The organism is Dactylosporangium sp. CA-092794 (assembly GCF_050948465.1).
GTDB lineage: Bacteria > Actinomycetota > Actinomycetes > Mycobacteriales > Micromonosporaceae > Dactylosporangium.
Map to the genome: position 1 here is coordinate 9,813,894 of NZ_CP192044.1, position 23,005 is coordinate 9,836,898.

The window sequence follows — 23,005 nt, forward strand, 5'->3', positions numbered from 1 at the left end:
CCCCAACTATGCTCCACCGAGCGGGCCGGCGGAAATCACTCAGGCGTCGAATGCCGCCCGTACCAGCGGCAGGACCTCGGTGCCGAGCAGCTCGATCGAGGTCATGACGAGCTCGTGCGGTACCCCTGACCAGTCCATCTGCAACGCATAACGGTCCGCACCGACCAGCTTGCCGACAGTGATGATGCGCTCGGCGACCTCCTCCGGCGAGCCGGTGAAGATCTGCTGCGCGCCGGCCGCCATCGCGTCGTACTCCGCCCGCGTCGGCACGGACCAGCCGCGCGCCTGGGCGCCGTACCGCATCGTGCTGAGCCAATAGGGGTAGAACGCCTCCTTCGCCTCGCGGGAGTCGCGGCCGATGAGGCCGATGGCGCCCATCGTCACGTGGCCGCCGCCGGCCCGCCGGTAGAGGTTGACCAGCGGCGCGAAGCGCTCCGGGCGCCCGCCGATCACCGCGTAGACGATGGGCAGCCCGAGCATGCCGGCGCGCACCGACGACTCCGGGTTGCCGCCGGTGCCGACCGAGATGCGCAGGTGCTCGGCGTACGGCCGGGGCCAGATCTCGGCCTTGTCCAGCGCCGGGCGGAACCGGCCGGACCAGGTGACCGGGTTGCCGCGGTCCAGCTGCAGCAGCAGTTGCAGCTTCTCGTCGAACAGCGCGTCGTAGTCGCCCAGGTCGGCGCCGTACAACGGAAAGGACTCGATGAACGACCCACGCCCGGCCAGCAGCTCGGCCCGGCCCCGGCTGAGCTGGTCCAAGGTGGTGAACTGCTGGTAGACCCGCACCGGGTCCTCGGTGCTCAGCACGGTCACCGCGCTGCTGAGCGTGATCCGCTCGGTGACGCTCGCCGCGGCGGCGAGCACCGTGCCGGGGTTGGAGATCGCGTAGTTGGGCAGGTGGTGCTCCCCCAGCCCGTAGAAGGCCAGGCCCAGCTGGTCGGCCAGCCGGATCCGCTCGATCGTCTGGGCCAGCTTGCCGGCGACCGAGACCTGCTCGCCGGTCGCCGGATCCGGATGCCGGTCGCCGAAGCTGTAGACACCGAGCTCCATCGACGCCTCCCCCTGGAAATCCGGCTGCGGCCGCCGGTACCCGCGTCCGATCATGGCAGGGTGACGCCGCGGCTGTCGGGCGGGGTGGTGCCGCCCCGAGCGGGACATGCCCGGCGCGGTGGGTGCGCGCCGGGCGAGGGCGTCAGGAGTCGGGCTCCGGGGGCACGTCGAGGTCGGTGTCGTCGGCGATGTCCTCGCACGGCACGCCCTGGACGGTGTCGGAATGGGCGACCAGGTAGGCACGGGCGCCCACGTCGGCCGTGGCCAAGGTGGTCACGCCGGGCCAGTGGTCGCGGCCCAGGATGACCGGGTGGCCGCGGCGGCCCTTGTACGTCGCGGTCATCAGCGCGCCCGAGCCGGCGGGGGCGGCGGCCAGCATCCGGGCCACCGCTTCCGGGCCGATGCCGGGCGTGTCGACGAGCAGCACGGCGACCGCTTCGGCGTCGGTGTCGGCCAGTGCGGCCAGGCCGACGCGCAGCGACGAACCCATGCCGCTCTTCCAGGTCGGGTTGTCCAGCAGCTGGGCGTCGCCGAGCTGCGCCTCGTCGCGGACGCGGCCGGACTCCGCGCCCAGGACCACCCAGATCCGCGTGCAGCCGCCGTCGCGTAGGGTGGCGACGGCGCGTTCGACCAGCAGGCGGCCGTCCTCGTGGCGCACGAGGGCCTTGGGCCCGCCATACCGGCGGCCGCCACCTGCGGCGAGAACCAGTCCGACTATCGCGCTCAGCGGGGCTCTCCTACATCCAACGGTCAGCACCGACTCCGATCAGACTAGTACCCGATCGGTAGGCTGCTTGCTCATGGCCCTCCATGATCACTGTTCGTACTGCGGCGCCGCCTATGCGCAAGGGGCGGCGTGGCCGCGGGTGTGCGCCGCGTGCGGCGAGACCACCTGGCGCAACCCCTTGCCGGTGGCGGTCGTGCTGCTGCCGGTCGACACCGACCACGGCCGCGGGATCGTCGTCGTGCGCCGCGACATCGAGCCGATGCGCGGCGAGCTGGCGCTGCCGGGCGGCTTCATCGAGCTCGGCGAGACGTGGCAGGAGGCGGCGGCGCGGGAGCTGCGCGAGGAGACCACGATTCTCGCCGATGCCGAGGAGGTACGCCTCTTCGACGTCCACAGCGTGCGCACCAGCAACCTGATCGTCTTCGGCGTGCTGCCCCCGCGCCCGTTCGCCGAGCTGCCGGCGTCGGTCCGCACCGAGGAGTCGATCGGCTTCGAAATCTCCATCGGCGCGCAGGAGTTGTGCTTTCCGACACACACCGAGGTGCTGGCGCGCTACTTCGCGTCCGCGTAACGCTCCACAGTGGATATATCGAGCGGGAAGCGTACCTCGGTGTCGCCGAACAGCAACCGGCGCGCCTCGTCGCCGGCGGCCCGGACGGCGGCGGTGACCGCGCCGGCCTCCTCGGCCGGGCAGTGCACGATCACCTCGTCGTGCTGGAAGAAGACCAGCTCGGCGCGGTGACCGGCGAGCGCGGCCCGGAGCCGGGCCAGGAGTACCAGAGCCCACTCGGCGGCGGTGCCCTGGATCACGAAGTTGCGGGTGAACCGGCCGCGGGCCCGGCCCCGGGCGCCGCCGCGCGACTCGACCTCGGCGCCCGGCTCGTCGAAGCCCTCCCGCCAGGTCACCGAGGCGGGCGGGCAGGTGCGGCCGAGCCAGGTGCGCACCAGTCCCCCGGTCTCGCCGATGCGGGCGGCCTCCTCGACCAGGTCCCAGGCGGTCGGGTAGAAGCGGCGCAGCGCGGCGAGGGCGGGCGCGGCGTTGCCGCCGGTCTGGCCGTACATCGCGCCGAGCAGCGCTATCTTGGCCTTGGCCCGGTCGCCGTCGAACGCCTCGGCGGCGAGGTTGGCGTAGAGGTCGCCTTCCGCGGCGGCGCGGGCGAGCCGGCGGTCGCCGGAGACGGCGGCGAGGACCCGCGGCTCGAGCTGCCCGGCGTCGGCGACGACGAACCGCCAGCCCGGGTCGGCGACCACGGCCCGGCGCACGACCTTGGGGATCTGCAGGGCGCCGCCGCCGCGGGTGGCCCAGCGGCCGGAGACGACGCCGCCGGGGATGTACTCGGCGCGGAACCGGCCGCCGTCGACCCACTGCTCCAGCCACGACCAGCCGTGCGCGACCCAGAGCCGGTACAGCTCCTTGTACTCCAGCAGGACCGGCACCGCGGGGTGGTCGACGTGCTCGAGCTCCCAGCGGCGGGTGCTGCGCAGCATGATGCCGGCCCGGGCGAACGCGCGCAGCAGCTCGGCCGGCGAGTCCGGGTGCACCCGCTGGCCGAGGGCCTCGTCGATGCGCGCGGCGAGCTCGGCCAGGCGCGCGGGCGGGCCGCCGACCGGCGAGGGCGGGCCGAGCAGCTCGCGCAGCAGGGCGTCGTGCACGTCGGCGCGCCACGGCAGGCCGGCCAGGCCGATCTCGACGGCGACCAGCGCCCCGGCGGACTCCGCCGCGATCAGGGTGCGCATGCCGCCGGCCCTGGGCGCGAGGGGGTGTGCCGAGGGCAGCTCGGGCAGCGCGTCGATCCGTGCCCGTTGCACGGCATAGACATCGATGAGTTCCTGCAGTGGTACCGCCGGTGCGTCGAACGCGTCGAAGAGCGACTCCTGTGACAGGCCGGGCGGCTCGGCCACCCGCGGCGGCGGGTCGGGCGGCACCGGGCGGCCGGCCAGTCGGGCGCTCGCGGCGGCAACCGTCCGCGGCTGGCCCCACGCGCCCTCGGCGCCGAGCAGGAGCGCCTCGGCCAGCTCGAGGTCGTGGCAGCGGTCGAGGCGGACTCCGGACCGTACCAACCGGGGATAGATCTCCGCCGTGGACGCCCAGAGCCACCGGGGACGGTCGCGTGACTCGATCTCGGCGACCGCCCCCGCCAGGTCGGCGACGGACCGCTCCGGCCCGGCGGGCGCGCCATCGTCGGCCAGCGGCCTGAGCAGACCACCGGCCCCGGACGGCACCACCGCGACGAGCACCAGGACATTATCGGCGCCGCCCGCGCCCGACACCCCGGCCTGGGCTGCTTGTCGCGCCCGCGGCGCACGTCGTTCGTCGTGGCGTATGTCACAGCGAACGGGGCAGCGCATCGAGATCCAGGAATCTAATGTCACCCTTATCGGTTGCCCGCCCCGGCAAATCTCATGCATATGCAATAGGGGCCCGGCTCCGTTCCGATCCACGGCTTAGGGGGAGCTGTATGGACGAAATGGTGCTGAGAGCCCAGCGATGGGTGAACGCCACCTATTCCTCGGTGCCCGGATACAATCGCTGCGCGGAAGACGGCTCCACCGGCTGGCAGACGATGTTCTCGCTCACGAGGGCGCTGCAGATCGAGCTGGGAATCACCTCGCTCTCCGACAACTTCGGCCCGACCACCTTTGCAAGACTGTCGGCGCACGGCAACGTCGGCGCCGCATCGCCGAATGTGAACATCCGGAAAATCGCGGAAGCCGGCCTCTATTGCAAGGGCTACTCCGGCGGTGACATAGACGGCGCTTTCGGCACGCGGACCGTTATCGGTCTCACGTCCATGCAGGAGGACATAGGTCTCGACCCGCAAGACACGCTCACCCCCAAGGTGTTCAAGGCGCTCCTCACCATGGACGCCTACGTGAAGTTGCCCGGCGGCGATCAATACCGGCGCGAGGTGCAGCAGTGGCTGAACCGAAACTTCAGCAACCGGCGCGATTTCTCCATCAGCTCGTGCGACGGCCTCCCCTCACGCAGCGCGCACAACAACCTGATCCTCGGCGTCCAGTTCACCCTGGGCTTCAGCGACGACGCGGCCAACGGTAACGTCGGACCGAACACCAAGGCCGGCCTGCGGACCGCGGCATACGTCAGAGCAGGATCCGTCGACAGCGGCGCCGTCGGGTTCGTCCGCCTGTTCAAGGCGGCCTTGATCTTCAACGGCTACGACGGCCACTGGGACGGCGCCGACCCCCACTTCGACTCCGCAATCACCGGTGTCACCGAACGGTTCCAGGAGTTCGCCGCCCTGAACCAGGACGGTGAGGCGAATCTCGACACGTGGATGTCCCTGCTTGTCTCGACCGGAAATCCGGACCGGGCCGGCCGGGCCATGGACTGCGCCCGCCCGCTCAACGCGGCGAAGATCGCGACCCTGAAGACCAACGGCTACGAATACGTCGGGCGTTATCTGAGCGGCGGCACGACCAAGGTGCTGACCAGCTCGGAAATCTCACTGATCAATGACAACGGCCTGGCGTTCTTCCCGCTCTATCAGGAGTGGGGGGACAGCATCACCCACTTCAACTCCACCCAGGGCATGACCGACGGCACGGCGGCCGTCGCCAAGGCGCACGAGCTCGGCATCCCGTTCGGCACCGTCATCTACTTCTCGGTGGACTACGACGCCCTCGACTCCGACATCTCCAGCAACATCATTCCGCATTTCCAGGGCGTCGCCGCGGCGGTGCACGGCGATGGCGACCAGTATGCGATTGGCGTCTACGGCACCCGCAACGTGTGCACCCGGCTGGCGAGGGCCGGTCTGACCACGCGCAGCTTCGTCAGCGACATGTCGACCGGATACAGCGGCAATCTCGGCTACAGCCTGCCGGAGGATTGGGCGTTCGACCAGATCGCCAATCTCATGCTCGGCGGCAGCAACGAGGAGACAACGCCGGGAGCGATCGAGATCGACAAGGACGTCGCGTCCGGCCGCGATGTCGGGGTGACCAGCGTTACGCGCCCGCGGGACTACAACGACGCGTTCTACACGTACCTGATCTGGGTCGAGGCCCGGGCCCAGCAGTGGTGGGACCAGGGGCACCAGAGCCGGTCGACCCAGGAGCTGACCGCGCAATACTTGCGATTTCGCGGCGGAAAGTACAACTTCACCGGCGCGGACACGGTTTTCGGCGCGATCGACGACGACTTCATCAATTTCGTGAAGACCTACCAGAGCCGCCCGGACATCGCGCCGTTGCGGGATCCAAAGCTGTTCCGCGACCAGGACGTCGAGCATTTCGGGGCGGCGTTCGGGGCGATGCTCAACAACACCCTGCACTCCGATTTCACCCGAGTCGGCCTGGTCGACTTCGGCGGCTGGGGCGGCGATCTCCTCGGCACCCTGGCGCAATTCACCGACACGGGCCTGCCGGCTGCAGACGCATACAGTTGGGCGATGAGTCATATCGCCTCCGACGGGGACGCCGGATATTTCAACATGGGCAACTTCCTGGCCGATGTCGACGCCTTCGTGTTCGGCTACCCGCACAATCTCGGGGACAACCGCAAGCTGTCCCAATTCATCAAGTACTACTACTCGGACCCGGCCCTCTCGTCGGCCCGGTTCACGCAGTTCTACTCCGCTCGGTTCCTGAGCTCGGCGGACATTCTCTACGCGGCGGCCATGGCCGTGTTCACGCAGACCGACGACGCGCCGTTCGCCGCCGCTGTCGACGCCTTCTGGTTCGACGAGGGCGGCGGCGGCTACATCGGCATCGACCTGGTTCCCGAGCAGATGAAGGACGGCGTCGCCAGAGCGTTCACCGACGTCGTGACGGCCCGCGCCGCCTAGTCCTGACCCCAGGGATGGAGCAATGACCGACACCGAAGCACACGCCGAGGCCGGCCGCGGCGGCCTGTCCCGCCGCCAGGTGCTGACCGCCGCCGGAGTCGTGATCGGCGCCGGTGCGATCGAGCTCGCGCCACCCTCGCCGGCATCCGCCAAGGCACCCGATCTCAGCCCGCCGGTCCTGACGCTGGAGCCGATCGCCGACGATCCCGTGACCGTGCTGTCCGGGGACTCCACGACCGTGGCCGCCTACCCCCGCCAGCTCGCCGTCCGGATCGTCAATACCGGCGCCGACCTGCCCGCGGGCACCAGCATCGAGATCAGCTTCGACCCGCGGCTGTATTCGCCGCGCCGCAGCGCCCTGATCACCGCCGGCACACGCCGAGTGAGGACCACCAGCGCCGTGCGGCGGGACAAGGCGACGGGGATGACGGTATGCGCCGTGACGCTCGGCGAACCCATCCCGGCGTCGCCGGACACGCAGCACGCGCCGGTGCTCGTCGCCGGCACCGCCCACCCCGCGCCGTATCCGCAGGACCTCCTTCGCAATACGGCGGATCCGGTCATCGAGGTCCCGGCCGCCGGCCGCTCGCCGAGGGTCGAACAGCGCCTGCGCGCCAGCCGGGCGCCGGGTGCAGCGACCCCCCGCACGCCGTGGGGTGTCGAGCTCACCGGCGGCTGGGGCCGCCACGTCGCACCGTCAGCGGCGGAGTTCGTCTACTACTACCCGCAACTGCTTCGCGTATCCGGCACCGGACCGGGCGACGCCCCGACTCCGCTCGCCTTCACCGTCGCGCTCGACCCCTACCTGGTCAAGGAGCTCACGACGACATCGGTGCTGCTCAACGGCAAGCCCCCCGCGGGCCGGATCCGGCTCGTCCGAACCGTCCGCACCACGTCCGTCTACGAGACGCAGTGGGCGACGCCGGTCAAGGTCAAGGCCGGCGACGTGCTGGAGATCGGGCTGCAGGCCCGTCTGCTCACGCCGCCCACCACCCTCCCCGCGATCAAGCACCCCGTGGTCGTCATCGGTGGCGCCGGAGCCGACCCGTCCCAACGGCAGACCGGTCGGCACACCATGACCAGGCTCGACTCGACCTGGGGCCCGATCTCGGGCTGACCACGAAACCTGAGGAGATGGACGCGCGCCGGGGCGGGCGCGGTTGTGCCGCCGCTCGCCGCCCCGGCGCGGTGCGTTCTGTGGCTACTTCACGGCGCCGGCGGTCAGGCCGGCCTGGATCTGACGCTGGAAAATGATGTACATGACGATCATCGGAAGGATCGAGATCGTCAGCGCGGCGAAGAGGCCCGACCAGTCCGCCTCGTAGCCGGCCGCCGTCGAGATGTCCTGGATGCCCTGGGTGAGCACCCATTTGTCCCGCGCGCCCGCCATCAGGACCAGCGGCAACAGGTACTGCGCCCACTGCCCGATCAGGTTGAAGATCGTAAGGCTGATCATGCCCGGCTTGGCCATCGGCAGCATCACCGAGAAGAACAGCCGGGTGTGCGACGCACCGTCGATCGTGGCCGCCTCGGCGACCGAGTTGGGCAGCGAGCGGAAGAACGCGGACAGGAAGAAGATCGTGAATGGCAGGGAGTAGGCGATGTACACCAGGATGAGCCCGGTATAGCTGTTGAGCAGACCGAAGTTCTTCACGACGAAGAACAGCGGCACGACAGCGAGGAACGGCGGGAAGGCGATGCCGGCGACGAAGGCGAAATAGATCAGCCGGTTGCCCCAGAACCGATACCGTGCCAGAACGTACGCCGCCATCGACGACAGCAGCATCGTGCCCAAGGTGCTCAGGCTCACCACGAGCACGCTGTTGAGCACGTAGCGGCCCACGTGCGCCTTGCTCCAGGCCCGGCCCCAGTTCTCCCAGCGCAGGTGGTCCGGCATGGACCACGGCGCGCTGAAGATCTCCGTGGTGTTCTTGAACGAGGCCAGGAACACCCAGATCAGCGGAATGATGATGAGCAGCGCCCAGACGGCCAGCATGACGTGCCCGAGGCCGCCGAGCAGGCTGAACTTCCGGCGGGGCGCGGGGGCCTTCGCACGGCGCTGGACGTCGGTGGTTCCGCTGCGCTGGCCGGGCGTCTCCCGGCCGATGGTGGCAGTCATGTCCCTGCCTCTCAGAACTCGTACGACTCGCGCCGGGTGACGCGCAGCGTGAGGACGGCAAAGGTGAGGGTCAGCAGGCACAGCGCGACGCCGTAGGTGCTCGCGTCGCCGAGGCGGCTCTGCTGCATGTTGTTGTAGATTTCCAGGCCCAGCACCGTGGTCGCGCCGTCCGGGCCGCCGTTGTCCTGGGCGAGCACCTGCACGATGGCGAACCCATCGAAGGCCATGATTCCCAGGTACACCCAGGCGGTCTGCAGCGTGTCCCACAGCAGCGGCAGGGTGATCGAGAAGAACAACCGCGCCTTGGAGGCGCCGTCGATCTCCGCGGCCTCGTAGATGTCGGCCGGGATGTTGGCCATGCCCGCCGAGAAAAGCACGACGTAGAAGCCGACCGCCTGCCACACGAGCACGGCGATGATCGACGGCAGGGCCAGATTTTTGTCGATGAGGAAGCCGACGGGCTTGTCCAGGCCGGCCTTGAGCAGCACACCGTTGATCAGGCCGGACTCGTTCGGCCGGTACACGGTCTGGAACAGCACCGCGATCACCGGGATCGCGAGGACCTGGGGGAGGAAGAACACCACGCGGTAGAACTTCGACCCCCAGACACCCGCGGTCTTGCCGCCCTGGCCCCTGCCACCCACGTTGAGCAGGAAGGCAAAGACCAGGGCAAACGCGATGGTAATCAGCGGCAGGAAGACCAGCATGATTGCGTGGTGCTCCAGCGCCTGCCAGAACCGGTGGTTGTGGAACATGCGCGAGTAGTTCTCCGTCCCGACCCACTTGGGCGGGACGTACCCGCGCCATTGGGTGAACGACAGACGGATCGTCTGCACATACGGGGACAGGACGAAGATCGCGTACAGCGTCACCGGCGCAACCAGGAACCCCACAATGAAGGGGTATCTTCCGTGCCGCATGATCAGGCTCCGATCAGCGCTTGAACTTGGTGACAGACGAGTCCTTCTTGATCTCGTCGGCCTTCTTCTGGATGCGCTCCACGAACGCGTCGGCGTTGATCCGGCCGAACATCAGCTCGTTGGTGGCGGTACGGGCCTCCTTGTCGAGATCCTTGTACCAGCCGTCGAAGTACAGGTTGAACACTTCCTGGCCGGCCGCCTTGAGGGCGTCCTGCGAGGACTGGATGCCGGGCGTGAAGCTGATCCCGTCCGTGCTTCCCTGCACCACGGTAGGCGCCTTCACAATCTCCGTGAAGCCGTGGCCGCCCGCCTTCGACAGCATCTGGCGCATGTACTCCAGGCCGCCCTTGGGGTTCTTGCTCTTGGCCAGCACGATGTAGCCCTCGCCGGCGGCCGCGCGGACCGCGGTCGGCTTGAGCTTGTCCGAGGTGGTGACGCTCGGCGTCGGCATCACCTGGTACTTGAAGTCGGTCGGTGTGTCCTTCTTCTGCTCGTTCTCCAGCCAGTCACCGGACGGGTAGAACGCGAGCTGGTACTGGTTCTGCTTGAGCTGGACGTCCGTGTGCTTGAGGCCCTCGGCGCCCTGCAGGTTGTACTTGGCACCGATCTCGGCCCACGCCGCCGCCGACTGCTTGATCGCGTCGACCTTCCAGGCGCCGTCCTCGAGGTTGTCGATGTTCTTGAGGATGTCCGTGCCGCCGATCTTCGCGGCGCTGGTGAGGAGCACGTTCCACATGTAGTACGCGGCGTTGGCACCGGCGTAGGCGAACGGCGCGATGCCGGCCTTCTTGATCTCCTCGCAGAGCGCGGTGAAGTCGCTCCACGTGGTCGGCGCCTTCCAGCCCTTGTCGGCGAACAGCTTGCCGGAGTACCAGATGCCGAACACGGTCGAGACGTAGTACAGCACGTACGGCTTGCCGTTGAACGAGCCGGCCTCGATGGTGCCGGGCATCAGGGTGTCGCGGACCTTCTTGTTCGGGTCGTCGACCGAGGGCGCGTCCAGCAGCGGGGTGAGGTCGGCGAGCTGACCGTCGGCGACGAGCGCGCCGAAGTCCATCGACTTCTCACCGGAGTTGTTCACGAACTCCGGGGCGTTGCCGCCGGAGATCAGCGGCTGCACCAGCGTGGAGATGGCCTGGCTGGACTGGTGCTTGACCTCGGACTTCGGGTGCGCCTTCTTGTACAGCGGCTCGTGCACGTCGGTGGCGTACTTGTCGCCGTAGCCGCCGTTGAAGATGATGACGTTGATCGGCTGGTCCTCGGGCGCACCGAGCGGGTTGGTCGCGCTGACCGCACCGGTGTTGGTGGTGGACGGCTCTTCGCTGCCGCTGTCCGCGCAGGCGGCCAGCAGGCCGGCGGCCGGCGTGGCGAGCAGGCCCGCCGCCGCCGCGCGCCGCAGGACGGTACGACGAGTCAGATCATTGGACATGTGGGGGTCTCCTCGGTTCGGGTCAGGCGGTTCGCCGGACGCGTCCGGCGTACCGCGACTCGAGGGTGTGGTTGTGCTCGTCCCCGCCGGGGACGTTTGCGGACAGGTAGACGGGAGCCACCTCGCCCGCGGCCTCGATACGTCGCACGACCTCGGCGACCACCAGCTGCGCGATCAGCGCGTTGGTGACCGAAGAGACCGGGCAGACCGCGCCGCCGCCTTCCAGCGACAGCAGTGCGTCGCCGTACGGCGCGCCGTTGTCCAGCACGACGTCGGCAATGTCGGCGAGCCGCTGCCCCGAGGGGTGTCTGGGGGACACCCGGACGGTGTGCTCGACCGAGGTGATGGCGATGAGTTTGTGCCCGCGCTGCTTGATCAGCAGCGCCATCTCGACGATCCCCCCGTTGATCCCCGACTGCGAGGCCATCACGAACACGTCCTCGGGACGCGGCGCGGCGATCTCGTAGAGCTGGGCGGCGATCGCCGGATCGCGCTCCAGCTTGTTGTCCTCGAGGATCCTCGGGTCCGCGCCGCCGTAGACGACGAGGTCCCGCAGGAGGATCTTGTTCGTCGGCACGAGCCCTCCGGCGCGGCCGGCGAAGTCCACCGCCACCGCCTCGGAGTGCCCCGTGCCGAACGCCTGGAGAAGCCCGCCGGCCTGTATCGCGGCGGTGATGTGCTCGGCCGCCTGGTCGATGTTGCCGGCCTGGGTGTTGGCGATCCGGTCGATGAGCGACTGGATCGCGGAGACGTAACCGTGAGCGGTGACGGCCATGCCGACGCCCTTTCTCGCGCGAGCGTCCTGGAGGGTGGTCACGACGCTTCCTTTCCGGAGGCCGACCGGTGTCCGGCGACCGCCTGGGCCGTGACGGAGAACGCTGCGTGGGCGCGCTCGTGGGTGCGCTGGGCGACCGCGATGTACAGCAGGTCGAGCACCACGAGCTGCGGGTGCCGGGCCGACAGGGCGTCGGGCCGGAAGGTGGTCGCCTGCGTCGCGGTGAGCAGGACGATGTCGGCGACCTCGGCCAGCGGCGAGCGCGGGAAGCTGGTCAGCGCGACCGTCGTCGCGCCCCGGCTGCTCGCCTCGGCGATCATCTCGATCGTCTCGCGGGCCTGGCCGCTGTGCGAGATGCCGAGGGCCACGTCGCCGGCCTTGAGCAGCGCCGCGCTGGCCAGGCCGTTGTGCACGTCGGTCCAGGCCCAGGCGGCGACGCCGATGCGGTGCAGGCAGAACTGCATCTCGCCGCCGACCAGCGCGCTGCCGCCCTGGCCGTAGATGTCGACCCGGTCGGCGCGGGCGATGGCCTCCGCGGCGCGCTCGATCTCGGCCAGGTCCAGCAGGGCGGCGGTGTCGTGCATCGCCTGCGTGTCGGCGGCCATGATCTGGCCGAGCACGCGCTCCAGCGGGTCGGTCGGCTGGATCTCGCGGCCGATGTCCATCGTCCAGCCGCCGGTGCGGGCGGCCCGGCCGGTCTCGCCGGCGATGGCCAGCCGCAGCTCGGCGTAGCCGACGAAGCCCAGCGCCCGGCAGAAGCGGGTCACGGTGGCCGGCGAGGTGCCGCTGCGCTCGGCGAGCTCGACGATCGTCGAGCGGGCCGCGGCGGCGGGGTCGGCCAGGATCAGCTCGGCCACGCGCTGCAGGGCGCCGGTGAACTCGGGCAGCCCGGCGCGGACCCGCGCCAGGACGCTCTCGCCGGCGGCGACCGCGGTGACCGCGAAGCCGTCGACCGGGACCGATGAAACGGGCGAGGCGTTGACAGCGGTCTGCACCGCCGTGCCCTCCTCGCGAGCCGCCATCATCCGCCCTTTCAGCAAGGTTCCTTAACTGTTAGTGGTAAAAGTTCTTACTGAGGGGCCCTTCTTGTCAAGGTGTTGGGTGAAGTTTTCAAACTGTTACCAAGGACGTGGATCTTAAAGGCACCTAAAACACCAGGTCGATACCGGTAATGGCCACTGGATGGCGAGGCTCGGCGCGGGTCCAAGGAGACCATCCCGAAGCGCCCGGACGGCAGACGCCGTCCGATATTTTGCCCGTTTTGTTACCTGCGGGGCCGCGGAGAAATCCGCCGGTTTTCATGGAAAAGGCCGAACCAACCCGTCTGGGGAGGTTCGGCCGTTCCGATGATCGTTGTGTTGACCTGGGCGTTCTCAGCCCGAAACACTTCCGTGCTCGCGGAGGGCACTGGTCAGAATTTCCAGGCCCTCGCGCGCCTCTTCCTCGGTGAGGTTCAGCGGCGGGCCCATCCGGATCGTCGTGCCGTAGAGGCCGCCCTTGCCCACCAGCAGCCCGTCGCGCTTGCACGACTCGAACACCGCCGTGGTCGCGGCCGTGCTGGTCAGCTCGATGCCGATCATCAGCCCCTTGCCGCGCACGTCCGCCACGATCGGGCAGTCGAGCGCGCGCAGGCCGTCGAGCAGGATCGCGCCGGTGCGGGCGGCGTTGGCCTGCAGGTCGTGCTCCAGGATGTAGTCGAGCACGGCGTTACCGGCGGCGGTGGAGATCGGGTTGCCGCCGAAGGTGGAGAACGAGATGCCCTGCACCGCCTCCAGCACGTCGGCCCGGCCGACGACACCGGCCAGCGCGAAGCCGTTGCCGATGCCCTTGGCGAAGGTCAGCAGGTCGGGTGTCACGTCGTGCGCCTGGTACCCCCAGAAATGCTCGCCGGTGCGGCCCCAGCCGGTCTGCACCTCGTCGGAGATCAGCAGGATGCCGTGCTCGTCGAGGACCCGTTTCCAGACCGCCAGCAGGCCGTCCGGGCCGTGCACGAACCCGCCGACGCCCTGGATCGGCTCCGCGATCAGGCACGCCACCGGCCCGGCGGTGGTGGTGGCGAGCACCTCGCGCAGGTCCTCCTCGGCCGCCTCGAGGTACCGCTCGTCGCTCATGCCCTTGAACAGCCCACGCAGCCGGTCGCCGGAGTGCAGGTAGCTGACGTTGAACGGGCTGAGTGGCGAGGCGGACCACGCCCGGTTGCCGGTCACCGCGATCGTGGCCGCCGTGCGGCCGTGGTAGCTGTTGCGCACCGCCAGGATGCTGCTGCTGCCGCGCTTGTTGGTGGCGACCTGCAGCGCGGCCTCGTTGGCCTCGGTGCCGGAGTTGGTGAAGAACACCCGCGCGTCGGGGATGCCGGACAGCCGCGCGATCTTCTCGGCCAGCTCGACCTGGGCCCGGATCAGGTACAGCGTCGAGGTGTGCACGATGCCGGTGCGCAACTGCCGCTCGACCGCCTCGCGGACCTCCGGCAGGTCGTAACCGAGCGAGTTGGTCAGTACGCCGCCGAAGAAATCGAGATAGATCCGCCCATTACTGTCCGTTACACGGGATCCCTTACCGGTGACCAGTTCGATCGGCTCGTCGTAGTACACGGGCATCCAGGCGGGCATGACCCGCCGATGGCGGGTGAGTAGGTCGTCCATGGAGTACATTCTCGCGCTGGCGTTTTCCGGGCGCTTCGATATGCTGTCCCGCGATGTCGACGGCACCGAGACGGATCCTCACGCTCCTGGTCACCGCGCTGGTTCTGGTGGCCACGTTCGGTAACGCCGCAACGGCGGAGCCCACTCCCGGCGCGGACGAGGACGGCGGCCAGAACCTCACTGTGCGTCAGGCCCTGGACAAGGCGACGGCGGAGTACAACGACGCCAAGGGCCGGCTCGACAAGTCGATGGCCGACCAGGCCTCGATCGGCGAGCAGATGACGAAGACCCAGGCCCGCCTCACCGAGCTGCAGGCCGGCGCGGGCACCATCGCCGCGGCCGCCTACCGCGGTCGCCGGGTCAGCCTGGTCAACGTGATCGTCGGGGCGGAGAACGCCGACGACATGATGCACAACATGGTCACCGTGCAGTACATGCTGCAGCAGGACGACAAGCAGCTGCGCGAGCTGGCCGCCACCCAGCAGCAGCTCCAGCAGCAGCAACAGGACATCGCCAACGCGGTGGCCAACCAGCAGGCGCAGCTGAAGATCATGGAGACCAACAAGAAGGCCGCCGAGGACGCGCTGCGCAAGGCCGGCGGCGGCGCGGACGCGGGCGGCGGCGCCCCATCGGGCGGCAAGGTGACCACGAACGGGGTCGCGCGCAACTCCGACGGCTCGCTGCCGAAGGAGGGCTGCACCCTCGACGACCCGACGACCAGCGGGTGCATCTCGCCGCGCACGCTGAACGTCTACAACGAGGCCCGCCGGGCCGGCTTCACGCACTACACGTCGTGCCACCGCAACGGCGGGGGCGGCGACCATCCGCTCGGCAAGGCCTGCGACTTCTCGGCCAACGCGACCACCTTCGTCAACGCCCGCGCGACCGGCGCCGACAAGACCTACGGCGACAGCCTGGCCGCCTGGGCGATCGCCAACGCGAAGAACCTCGGCATCAAGTACGTGATCTGGTACAAACGCATCTGGCAGCCGAGCAGCGGCTGGAAGTCATACGGCGGCGACGGCACCCCCGCCGGCGACCACTACAACCACGTGCACATCTCAGTCCAGTAGCGACCGTTTCCGGATAAGTCCGAACACTCCGTGTCCTGACTTATCCGACATTTCGTATATGTCGCTGTCCGCGCGTTTTTGCCTGACTCGGGCCGCGTCACTTCCAGACCGTCGCTCCCGCCAGACACCGCTCGGGCCTGGCGGCCCTCCCTGCCAGGCCCGCGGCGCCAAGCCCGCACCCAGTCCCCGGCTACACAAGCCCGATAAGTCGGGCGCTCCGCGCCACGACTTATCGGACATATCACGATAAAGCCGCATCCCTCGGCGGCTCATCGCGGGGCCGCCGGCACGCAGGGCGTTCCCACGCGCGGACCCTGGCCCGGGTGCGCCCGAAAGCCGCCGCCCTGTCGCTGTCGCAGGCGCAGCGGGCGCCGCTGGCCCGCCGCGGGGTGCGGGTCCACGTGGTGCTGGCCGTTCTCGCGCTAAGTCTCCGTGATCATGCGCAACTCGCCGCCGTTCGCCGACTTTTTCATGATCGTGGAGAGTCGATGTACCCGTGGGTACAGTAAGTCTCCGCGATCATGGAAAACCCTTGGTGTCGTCGGCGACGGGTGCATGATCGCGGAGAGATACCGCCGGTCCGCGCGCGGCTCACGGCGACTTAAACGGACATGTCGCCCGTCAGGGTATAAGTCCGAAAAGTCGTGGCGCGGAGCGCCCGACTTTTCGTTTCGCGAAAGTGTCAGCTGCGTAGGGCGTCCAGGGCCAGGAGGGCGACGTGCAGGGACAGGCAGGCCTGCACCGAGTCCAGGTCGGCGCCGAGGATCTTGCGGATCTTGGCCAGGCGTTCGTAGAAGGCCGGCCGCGACAGGTGGCTGTGCTCGGCGGCGGCGGACTTGTTGCGGCCGCAGTCGAGGTACACCCGCAGCACCCCCAGCAGCTGCTCGCGCGGGTTGCGGGCGTCGTAGGCCAGCAGCGGGCCCAGCTCGCGCTCCACGAACGTCTGCAGTCTCGGCTCGTCGCGCAGCATGTGCAGCAGGCCGGGCAGGCCCACGTCGGTGACCCGCACGACGCCGCTGACCGGGTGCCTGACCGCCTCGGCGACCTGGGCGGCCTCGATCAGCGAGCGGCGGGCCTCGCGCGGGGTCGAGACGCCCTCGCCGGCCGCCACGATCACCGTTTTATCGGACTTTTGGAGCTTCTCCGCGAAAAGTCGCAACATTTCGGGTTCGTCGGATTTGTCGCGCAAGGCCAGCAGGACGCCCGCGCTCATCGGGTCCAGCGTGCCGACGAGGCCCTTGAGCGACAGCTCGGACAGGACGCGCTCGGCCTGAGCGGCCAGTGCCGGGCGGATCACCAGGCCGACCAGGTGCCGGCGCTCCAGTGGTACGCCCAGCGCCCGGGCCCGCAGCACCACGTCCTCGACCGGCATCGCGTGGTTGATCAGCGCGGTGAGCAGCGTGCGCTGCGGCCCGCCCGGGTCAGGATCGATCAAGCGGCCCAGCGCGAGCGTCGAGGCGGCCCGCTCGATCAGGATCACGTGCCGCCGCTCGGCCGCCGGCACGCGCATCAGCAGCCGGCCCCAGTCCTGGCCGCGCGCGCCGACCGCGGTCACCAGCCAGCCCGACTCCGCGTCGTGCCCGGTGCGCCCGGCCGGGCGGATCGCCCGCGAGTGCGCCTCCCAGTTGGCCAGCAGCAGCTCCGCCGAGCCGCCGGCCGCGTCGTAGGCCAGCACCTGGCGGGACAGGTTCTCCAGCACCACTGGGGCCCCGGCCAGGGCGGCGGCCTGGGCGACGACCTCGGCCGGGCCGGCGCCCTCGACGGACAGGTCGGTGAAGCGCTGGTGGATCTCCTCGGTCGCGCGCAGCTCGGCCAGCTGGGCGTCGATGATCATCGAGTGCACGGCCTCGGTGATGAGCACGAACGGCGTGCCACGGTGCAGCTCGACCAGGGGCAGGCCGAGCTCGTTCGCGGTGCGCACCATGACCGCCGGCAGCCGCTGGGCGTAGCGGCGGCCCATCTCCACCGCCAGGCCGCACGCGCCCACCTCGGCCAGGTCGGCGATGTACCGGCGCAGCCCGGCGTCGTCGGGCGGCAGCCCGATCCCCGTGGTCAGGACCAGCTCGCCGCCGCGCAGCAGCGTGGCGATGTCGGGCACCTCGGAGCTGTGCACCCAGCGCACCGCCTGGTCGAGGCCGCGCTCGCCCGCCACGATCCGCGGGGCGCCGTTGCGCACCGGCTCCAGGGCGAGCACCTCGCGGACCGTAGGGAACATCAGCGCGGATGCTACAAGCAGTTCGGCCGCGGGGGCGGGGTACGGCCGGCACCCCCGTTGGCCGCCGGCCGCACCGGTGCCGTCCCGTCATAGTCCGGCCTCGATCAAGTCTCCGCCGGGCGGCGGGTGTGATGTTGACCGGCAGTGCCAGGTTTCTTGACCGCCAGCGCCAATCCGGGTGGGTTACAGTCGCCCGCGTGCTGAGCCAGACGCTGGACCTGTCGCAGTACCCGGCCGAAGAGCGGTTCGGTCGCTGGCACGACATGGTCGCCGAGGCGGCCGCGCCCCAGCGGGTGTCCAGCGCGCACTCGGCCGCCTTCACCGCCTGGGCGCGGCTCATCGGCCTGGGCGGCGTGACCCTCACCTCCTTCGCCTACCCGGCGCTGGATGCCCGGCGGGCCGAGCCGGAGATCCGCCGGGGCGATCCGGAGACCTACACGCTGGCGCTGCCCCTGACCGGCACGAGCGCGATCGTGCAGGGCCGGCAGGAGTCGCTGCTGCGGCCCGGCGGCGACTTCACGCTGGTCGACTCGTCCCGGCCGCACGAGGCGAAGCACGCCCCGGACGGGCCGGAGCGGCTGGCCCGGTCGGTGACCGTGATCGTGCCGCGCGCCCTGGTGCCGATGCCGCACGACACGGTGCTGCGGCTGGCGGCCGCCCGGCTGGACTCCCGGGCCGGCATGGGGGCGCTGCTGGCCCAGGACATGCTGCACATCGCCCAGCACCCGGAGCAGTTCCACGACGCCGACGCGGCGTTCCTCGGCCACCGGATCGCCGACCTGGTGGCGGCGATGATCGGGCAGTACCTCGACACGACCCGCGAACTGCCCGCCGACGTGCGCCGCCGGGCGCTGCGCAGCAGCGTCGACGCGTTCATCGACGAGCGGCTGGGCGACCCGGATCTCGGTCCACAGATGATCGCCGCCGCGCACCACATCTCGGTGAGCACGCTCTACCGGCTCTTCGCCGACGGCCGGTCGGTCCGGGAGGAGATCAAGGCCCGGCGGCTGGAGCGCTGCCACCGCGACCTGCTCGACCCGCGGCAGGTCACGACGCCGATCGCCGCCATCGCCCGCCGGCACGGCCTGCCCCGCCAGGAGGTCTTCAGCCGGCAGTTCCGCGCCGCCTTCGGCGATTCACCGCGCGACGTGCGGCGCACCGCCGGCACCGCGCGCGAGAAATCGCAAAAGCGCAGTATATGACACAAACACATCCACTTGCGTCAACATCTCCCCGGCTCGGCGCGGGTGCTTGATGGGATCATTGCAGTAAGCACGAGCCGCACCGCGACAGGGGCCCAGCATGACCGTCACCAAGCCGATCCCTGCCGCGCCGGACGTTCTGATCGACGTCCCCGCCTGGCGGCTGTTGCGCTCGGCCCGCGATCCGATGGCCGCGATCGATGCGATCGGGCGCGAGACCAACGGCGCACTGGCCCGGCTGCACCTCGGGCCGGCCCGGCCGTATCTGGTCACCCACCCGGCGCACGTCGAGCACGTGTACCGCAACGCCGATCGGTACCGGCGCGAGGGCATGCTGTGGAAGCCGGTCCGGCGCCTGGTCGGCACCGGCATCGCCGGCGAGGGCGAGCGCTGGCGCACCAGCCGGCGCATCCTGCAGCCGCTGTTCACGCTGCGTCACACCCGCTCGATGTCCGACGCGATGGCCGCGGCGGTGGGCGAGGCCGTCGAGTTGCTGGCCCGGCGGGTCGCCGACGGCCGGCCGGTCGACGTGCTGACCGAGATGACAAGGATCACACACCGCGTGCTGATCCGGGTGTTCTTCGGCAACCGCATCCGGGAGGACGACGCCGACCGGTTGTCCACGGCGATCGACGCCGCGTTCGTGGCGCTGGGCTGGCGGATCGCGCTGCCGTGGGTCGGCCACGCGATGCCGGTGCCGGGCGACCGCGCGTTCGCCAAGGCGGTGCGCATCGCCGACGAGGTCATCTACCCGCTCATCCGCACCGCCCGGCCCGACGACGACGACCTGGTCGCGCACCTCGTCGCGGCGCGCGACGAGCACGGGGAGCCGCTCGAGGAGGCCCGGATCCGCGACGACCTGGTGGGCATGGTGGTCGCCGGCACCGAGGTGACCGCGCTGACGCTGACCTGGGTGTGGGTCCTGCTCGACGCCCACCCCGAGGTGTTCGCGCGGCTGAGCGAGGAGGCGGCGGCGGTCGTCGGCGGCGGCGACCCGCGGCCCGAGCACCTGCCACGGCTGGAGCAGACCCGGATGGTGCTGCGGGAGACGCTGCGGCTGTACCCTGTGGGCTGGGTCCTGCCCCGCCTGCTCACCGCCGACGACACGCTCGGCGGGGTCCCGATCCGGGCCGGCTCGACGATCATGCTGAGCCCGTACCTCACCCACCGGCTGCCGGGCGTCTGGCCGGACCCGCTCACCTTCGACCCGCAGCGCTTCGCCGGACAGGAGCTGCCGCGGTTCGGCTACCTGCCGTTCTCCGCCGGCCCGCACAGCTGCCTGGGCGAGCACTTCGGGCACGCCCAGGCCCAGCTTGCCGTGGCCGCCGTGCTGGCCCGGTTCCGGCCGGAGCTGGTCGGCCCGCGGTCGCTGCGGCCGCGGGCAACGGCGTCGCTGCGCCCGTGGCACCGCGCCCGGATGGTGCTGCGGCCGCGCGGATAGGCACGCGGGCCACCAACGGGTGAGGCGAATGCCCAGTTCACAGTTATATCCGTACACACCAATGTAATTGGGACTGGAATGCGGACCGGACACACTGCTACGGTGCCCCGGTTGCCCGCGCACCGTCGGGCCGCTGCTGCGGCATGACGAGATCGATGCGGCCGGCGCCGAATGCAATTGCAGTTGACCCGATTCCGTAAGCCGCAAGCCCGGACGGTGTGATGAGCTCCCGTACTGCACGTGTACGCCTGCGCTCCAGGATCAATCTTCGCCGCAAGATCGTCATGCTGCTCGCGACGCTCGCCGCGCTGTGGATCTTCGCCGCCTGGGTCACCCTGCGCGAGGGCTTCAACCTGCTGTGGGTGCAGACCTACAACACCACGATCTACAACCCGAGCGAGCCGCTGCTGCTGGAGCTGCAGACCGAGCGCCGCATGTCGATGGTGTACCTCGGCAACGCCAGCGCCGCCGAACACGAGCAGCTGGTGGCCCAGCGGCACAAGATCGACGAGCTGACCGAGACGTTCCAGGCGTCGGCCGAGGGCCGGCTGGCCCGCCTCGCCGCCAACGCCAGGCTGGAGCAGCGCGTCCACGACGCGGTCGCGAGCCTGCACGGGTTGTCCGCCGTGCGCGGCGCGGTCGACGCGCGCGCCGTCGACCGCGCCGCCGCCGAGGCCGCCTACACCCAGGTGGCCGACCAGTTGTTCCGGGTCTACTTCTCCCTCGGCCAGCTCGACGACGCCGACATCGCCGACACCGTCGTGTCGCTGATCCAGCTGCACCAGGTGCGCGAGCTGATCTCCCAGGAGGACGCGCTGCTGGCCGGTTCACTCGCGGCCGGCCGGCTCACCGGCGACGAGTACTCGCAGTTCGCCCAGCTGGTCGGCGCGCACCGGGTGCTGGTCGGTCAGATCGTCGCGAAGCTACCCGCCGACGACCAGACCCGCTACACGCGCATGGCGGCCGGCGACGCCGCCGGCCACTTCGCCTCGCTCGAGGACCAGGTGCTCAACTCCGCCCGGGCCGGCCTGAAGCTGCCGTTCGACGCCGCGCAGTGGCAGAGCGCGACGACGGCGATGCAGGACCAGCTGCTCGACGTGGTGCTCACCGGCGGCAAGGACGTCCGGGCGCGGGCGGCCCCGGGCGCGATCTGGGTCGTCGTCCGGCTGATCCTCGCGGCCGGCCTCGGCCTGCTCGCGCTGATCGCGTCGATCATCATCTCCATCACCACCGCCCGGTCGCTGCTCAACCAGCTGATCCGCCTGCGCGACGCGGCGAACGACCTGGCCACCAACCGCCTGCCCGCGGTCGTGGACCAGCTGCGCCGCGGTGAACAGGTCGACGTGCGCACGGCCGCGCCGCCGCTGGAGTTCGGCACGGACGAGATCGGGCAGGTCGGCCGGGCGTTCAACGCGGTGCAGGAGACCGCCATCCGGGCCGCGGTCGACCAGGCCGAGCTGCGCAAGAGCGTCCGCGACGTGTTCGTGAGCATCGCGCGCCGCTCGCAGGGCCTGATTCACCGGCAGCTGAAGATGCTCGACGCCATGGAGCGCGAGGAGACCGACGCCGCCGACCTCGACGCGCTGTTCCGGGTCGACCACCTGGCCACCCGTATGCGCCGCAACGCCGAGAACCTCATCGTGCTCTCCGGCGGCACCGCCGGGCGCGTCTGGCGCCGGCCGGTGCCGATGATCGACGTCATCCGCGCCGCGACCGCCGAGATCGAGGAGTACGCCCGGGTCAACGTCCTGCCGATCCCGCCCGCCGGCCTCGCCGGCCGGGTCGTCGGTGACGTCATCCACCTGCTCGCCGAGCTCGTCGAGAACGCCGCCTCCTTCTCCCCGCCGCACACGATGGTCCAGGTCAGCGGGCAGATCGTCAGCAACGGTTACGTGGTGGAGATCGAGGACCGCGGCCTGGGCATGGGCGAGACCGCCCTCGCGGCCGCCAACGAGCAGGTGCGCAACCCTCCGGACTTCCAGCTGTCGGGCAACGTCCGGCTCGGGCTCTACGTCGTGGGCCGGCTCGCCGAGCGCCACGGCGTCCAGGTCCACCTGCGCCAGTCCCCCTACGGCGGGACGACCGCGATCGTGCTGATCCCGGCCGTGCTGATCATCCCCCAGGGCGACGGCGAGCCGGTGGCCGCCGATCCGGCCCCGCTCAACGGCAGCGCCGGTGCCACGGCCGAGGCGATCGCCGCGGGCCTGCAGGCGGGCAAGGCCGCGGAGCTCTCGACCGGGTATCTCACCGAGCGGCAGCGCGCCGCCGTCGCGGTAATGGCCCGCCCGGACGACCCGGTGGCGGCGGAGGAGGAGCCCGCGGCCGAGCTGGTCGGCGACCTCGCTCCGGCCGCCCCGGCCGCGCCGCAGCCGCCGGCAGGGCCGATGTTCGGCCTGCCCCGGCGCTTGCGGAAGCAGCCCAAGCCGGCCGAGCCCGCCGCATCGGCGCCCGCCGCGCCCCCGGTCGACCCCGAGCAGGCCCGCTCGCGGATGGCCGCCTTCCAGCGCGGCGCACAGCAGGCCCGGCACGCACCCGGCGGTGACGGGCGGGACGGCGACGCCGCTCCTTCGGGGGCACCCGCTCAGCAGTCATGACACAGCCGCG

17 protein-coding genes are annotated in these 23,005 nt (G+C 70.4%); 7 read left to right on the forward strand and 10 right to left on the reverse strand.

Features of this window, described 5'->3' with window-relative positions; genetic code table 11:
* Window positions 1-39: 39 nt before the first annotated feature.
* Window positions 40-1,050, reverse strand: coding sequence for an LLM class flavin-dependent oxidoreductase (locus ACQPXD_RS42020; protein WP_432828263.1), 1,011 nt, complete (start codon window positions 1,048-1,050; stop codon window positions 40-42).
* Between the two features lie 142 nt (window positions 1,051-1,192).
* The gene (locus ACQPXD_RS42025; RefSeq protein ID WP_432828265.1) at window positions 1,193-1,708 is read right to left on the reverse strand and encodes a nucleotidyltransferase family protein; all 516 of its coding nucleotides are present in this window, start codon (window positions 1,706-1,708) and stop codon (window positions 1,193-1,195) included.
* A 142-nt stretch (window positions 1,709-1,850) separates the two neighbouring features.
* On the opposite strand from ACQPXD_RS42025, the gene ACQPXD_RS42030 reads away from it, so the two are divergent.
* Window positions 1,851-2,348, forward strand: coding sequence for an NUDIX domain-containing protein (locus ACQPXD_RS42030; RefSeq protein WP_432828267.1), 498 nt, complete (start codon window positions 1,851-1,853; stop codon window positions 2,346-2,348).
* Here the strand turns inward: ACQPXD_RS42030 and ACQPXD_RS42035 are convergent.
* Window positions 2,330-4,015, reverse strand: a complete 1,686-nt coding sequence (locus ACQPXD_RS42035) for a bifunctional 3'-5' exonuclease/DNA polymerase (protein ID WP_432828269.1) — start codon at window positions 4,013-4,015, stop codon at window positions 2,330-2,332. The genes ACQPXD_RS42030 and ACQPXD_RS42035 overlap by 19 nt on opposite strands.
* A 221-nt stretch (window positions 4,016-4,236) precedes the next feature.
* On the opposite strand from ACQPXD_RS42035, the gene ACQPXD_RS42040 reads away from it, so the two are divergent.
* Both ACQPXD_RS42040 and ACQPXD_RS42045 read left to right on the forward strand, forming a co-directional pair.
* Window positions 4,237-6,585 (forward strand): glycoside hydrolase domain-containing protein, encoded by a 2,349-nt coding sequence (locus ACQPXD_RS42040; RefSeq protein WP_432828271.1) that lies wholly within the window; start codon window positions 4,237-4,239, stop codon window positions 6,583-6,585.
* 22 nt (window positions 6,586-6,607) lie between these two features.
* Window positions 6,608-7,702: a hypothetical protein gene (locus ACQPXD_RS42045; protein ID WP_432828273.1), complete on the forward strand. Its 1,095-nt coding sequence runs from the start codon at window positions 6,608-6,610 to the stop codon at window positions 7,700-7,702.
* Between the two features lie 84 nt (window positions 7,703-7,786).
* Here the strand turns inward: ACQPXD_RS42045 and ACQPXD_RS42050 are convergent, their stop codons facing one another.
* The 6 genes from ACQPXD_RS42050 to ACQPXD_RS42075 form a co-directional block, all read right to left on the reverse strand.
* The gene (locus tag ACQPXD_RS42050; RefSeq protein ID WP_432828275.1) at window positions 7,787-8,704 is read right to left on the reverse strand and encodes a carbohydrate ABC transporter permease; all 918 of its coding nucleotides are present in this window, start codon (window positions 8,702-8,704) and stop codon (window positions 7,787-7,789) included.
* Between the two features lie 11 nt (window positions 8,705-8,715).
* Window positions 8,716-9,597, reverse strand: coding sequence for a carbohydrate ABC transporter permease (locus ACQPXD_RS42055; RefSeq protein ID WP_432828277.1), 882 nt, complete (start codon window positions 9,595-9,597; stop codon window positions 8,716-8,718).
* A 40-nt stretch (window positions 9,598-9,637) separates the two neighbouring features.
* On the reverse strand, window positions 9,638-11,053 hold the full coding sequence (ngcE, locus tag ACQPXD_RS42060) for an N-acetylglucosamine/diacetylchitobiose ABC transporter substrate-binding protein (RefSeq protein ID WP_432828279.1): 1,416 nt from the start codon (window positions 11,051-11,053) through the stop codon (window positions 9,638-9,640).
* 22 nt (window positions 11,054-11,075) lie between these two features.
* Window positions 11,076-11,828: a sugar isomerase domain-containing protein gene (locus ACQPXD_RS42065; protein WP_432844154.1), complete on the reverse strand. Its 753-nt coding sequence runs from the start codon at window positions 11,826-11,828 to the stop codon at window positions 11,076-11,078.
* Window positions 11,829-11,866: 38 nt separating this feature from the next.
* The gene (locus tag ACQPXD_RS42070) at window positions 11,867-12,850 is read right to left on the reverse strand and encodes a MurR/RpiR family transcriptional regulator (protein WP_432844156.1); all 984 of its coding nucleotides are present in this window, start codon (window positions 12,848-12,850) and stop codon (window positions 11,867-11,869) included.
* A gap of 351 nt (window positions 12,851-13,201) precedes the next feature.
* Window positions 13,202-14,479 carry an aspartate aminotransferase family protein gene (locus tag ACQPXD_RS42075; RefSeq protein WP_432828281.1) on the reverse strand — a complete coding sequence of 426 codons (1,278 nt, stop codon included), beginning with the start codon at window positions 14,477-14,479 and terminating at the stop codon, window positions 13,202-13,204.
* A 44-nt stretch (window positions 14,480-14,523) separates the two neighbouring features.
* Between ACQPXD_RS42075 and ACQPXD_RS42080 the strand changes: the two genes are divergently transcribed.
* Window positions 14,524-15,543, forward strand: coding sequence for a coiled-coil domain-containing protein (locus ACQPXD_RS42080; RefSeq protein WP_432828283.1), 1,020 nt, complete (start codon window positions 14,524-14,526; stop codon window positions 15,541-15,543).
* 682 nt (window positions 15,544-16,225) lie between these two features.
* Here the strand turns inward: ACQPXD_RS42080 and ACQPXD_RS42085 are convergent.
* On the reverse strand, window positions 16,226-17,758 hold the full coding sequence (locus ACQPXD_RS42085) for a PucR family transcriptional regulator (protein ID WP_432828285.1): 1,533 nt from the start codon (window positions 17,756-17,758) through the stop codon (window positions 16,226-16,228).
* A gap of 197 nt (window positions 17,759-17,955) precedes the next feature.
* Here ACQPXD_RS42085 and ACQPXD_RS42090 point away from each other — a divergent pair, with 197 nt between their 5' ends.
* The 3 genes from ACQPXD_RS42090 to ACQPXD_RS42100 all read left to right on the forward strand — a co-directional run bounded on the left by ACQPXD_RS42090 (window position 17,956) and on the right by ACQPXD_RS42100 (window position 22,995).
* Window positions 17,956-18,960: a helix-turn-helix domain-containing protein gene (locus ACQPXD_RS42090; protein WP_432828287.1), complete on the forward strand. Its 1,005-nt coding sequence runs from the start codon at window positions 17,956-17,958 to the stop codon at window positions 18,958-18,960.
* Between the two features lie 100 nt (window positions 18,961-19,060).
* Entirely contained in the window at window positions 19,061-20,401 is a 1,341-nt protein-coding gene (locus ACQPXD_RS42095; RefSeq protein WP_432828289.1) for a cytochrome P450, read from the forward strand.
* A 221-nt stretch (window positions 20,402-20,622) separates the two neighbouring features.
* Window positions 20,623-22,995 (forward strand): sensor histidine kinase, encoded by a 2,373-nt coding sequence (locus ACQPXD_RS42100; protein WP_432828291.1) that lies wholly within the window; start codon window positions 20,623-20,625, stop codon window positions 22,993-22,995.
* Window positions 22,996-23,005: the final 10 nt, after the last annotated feature.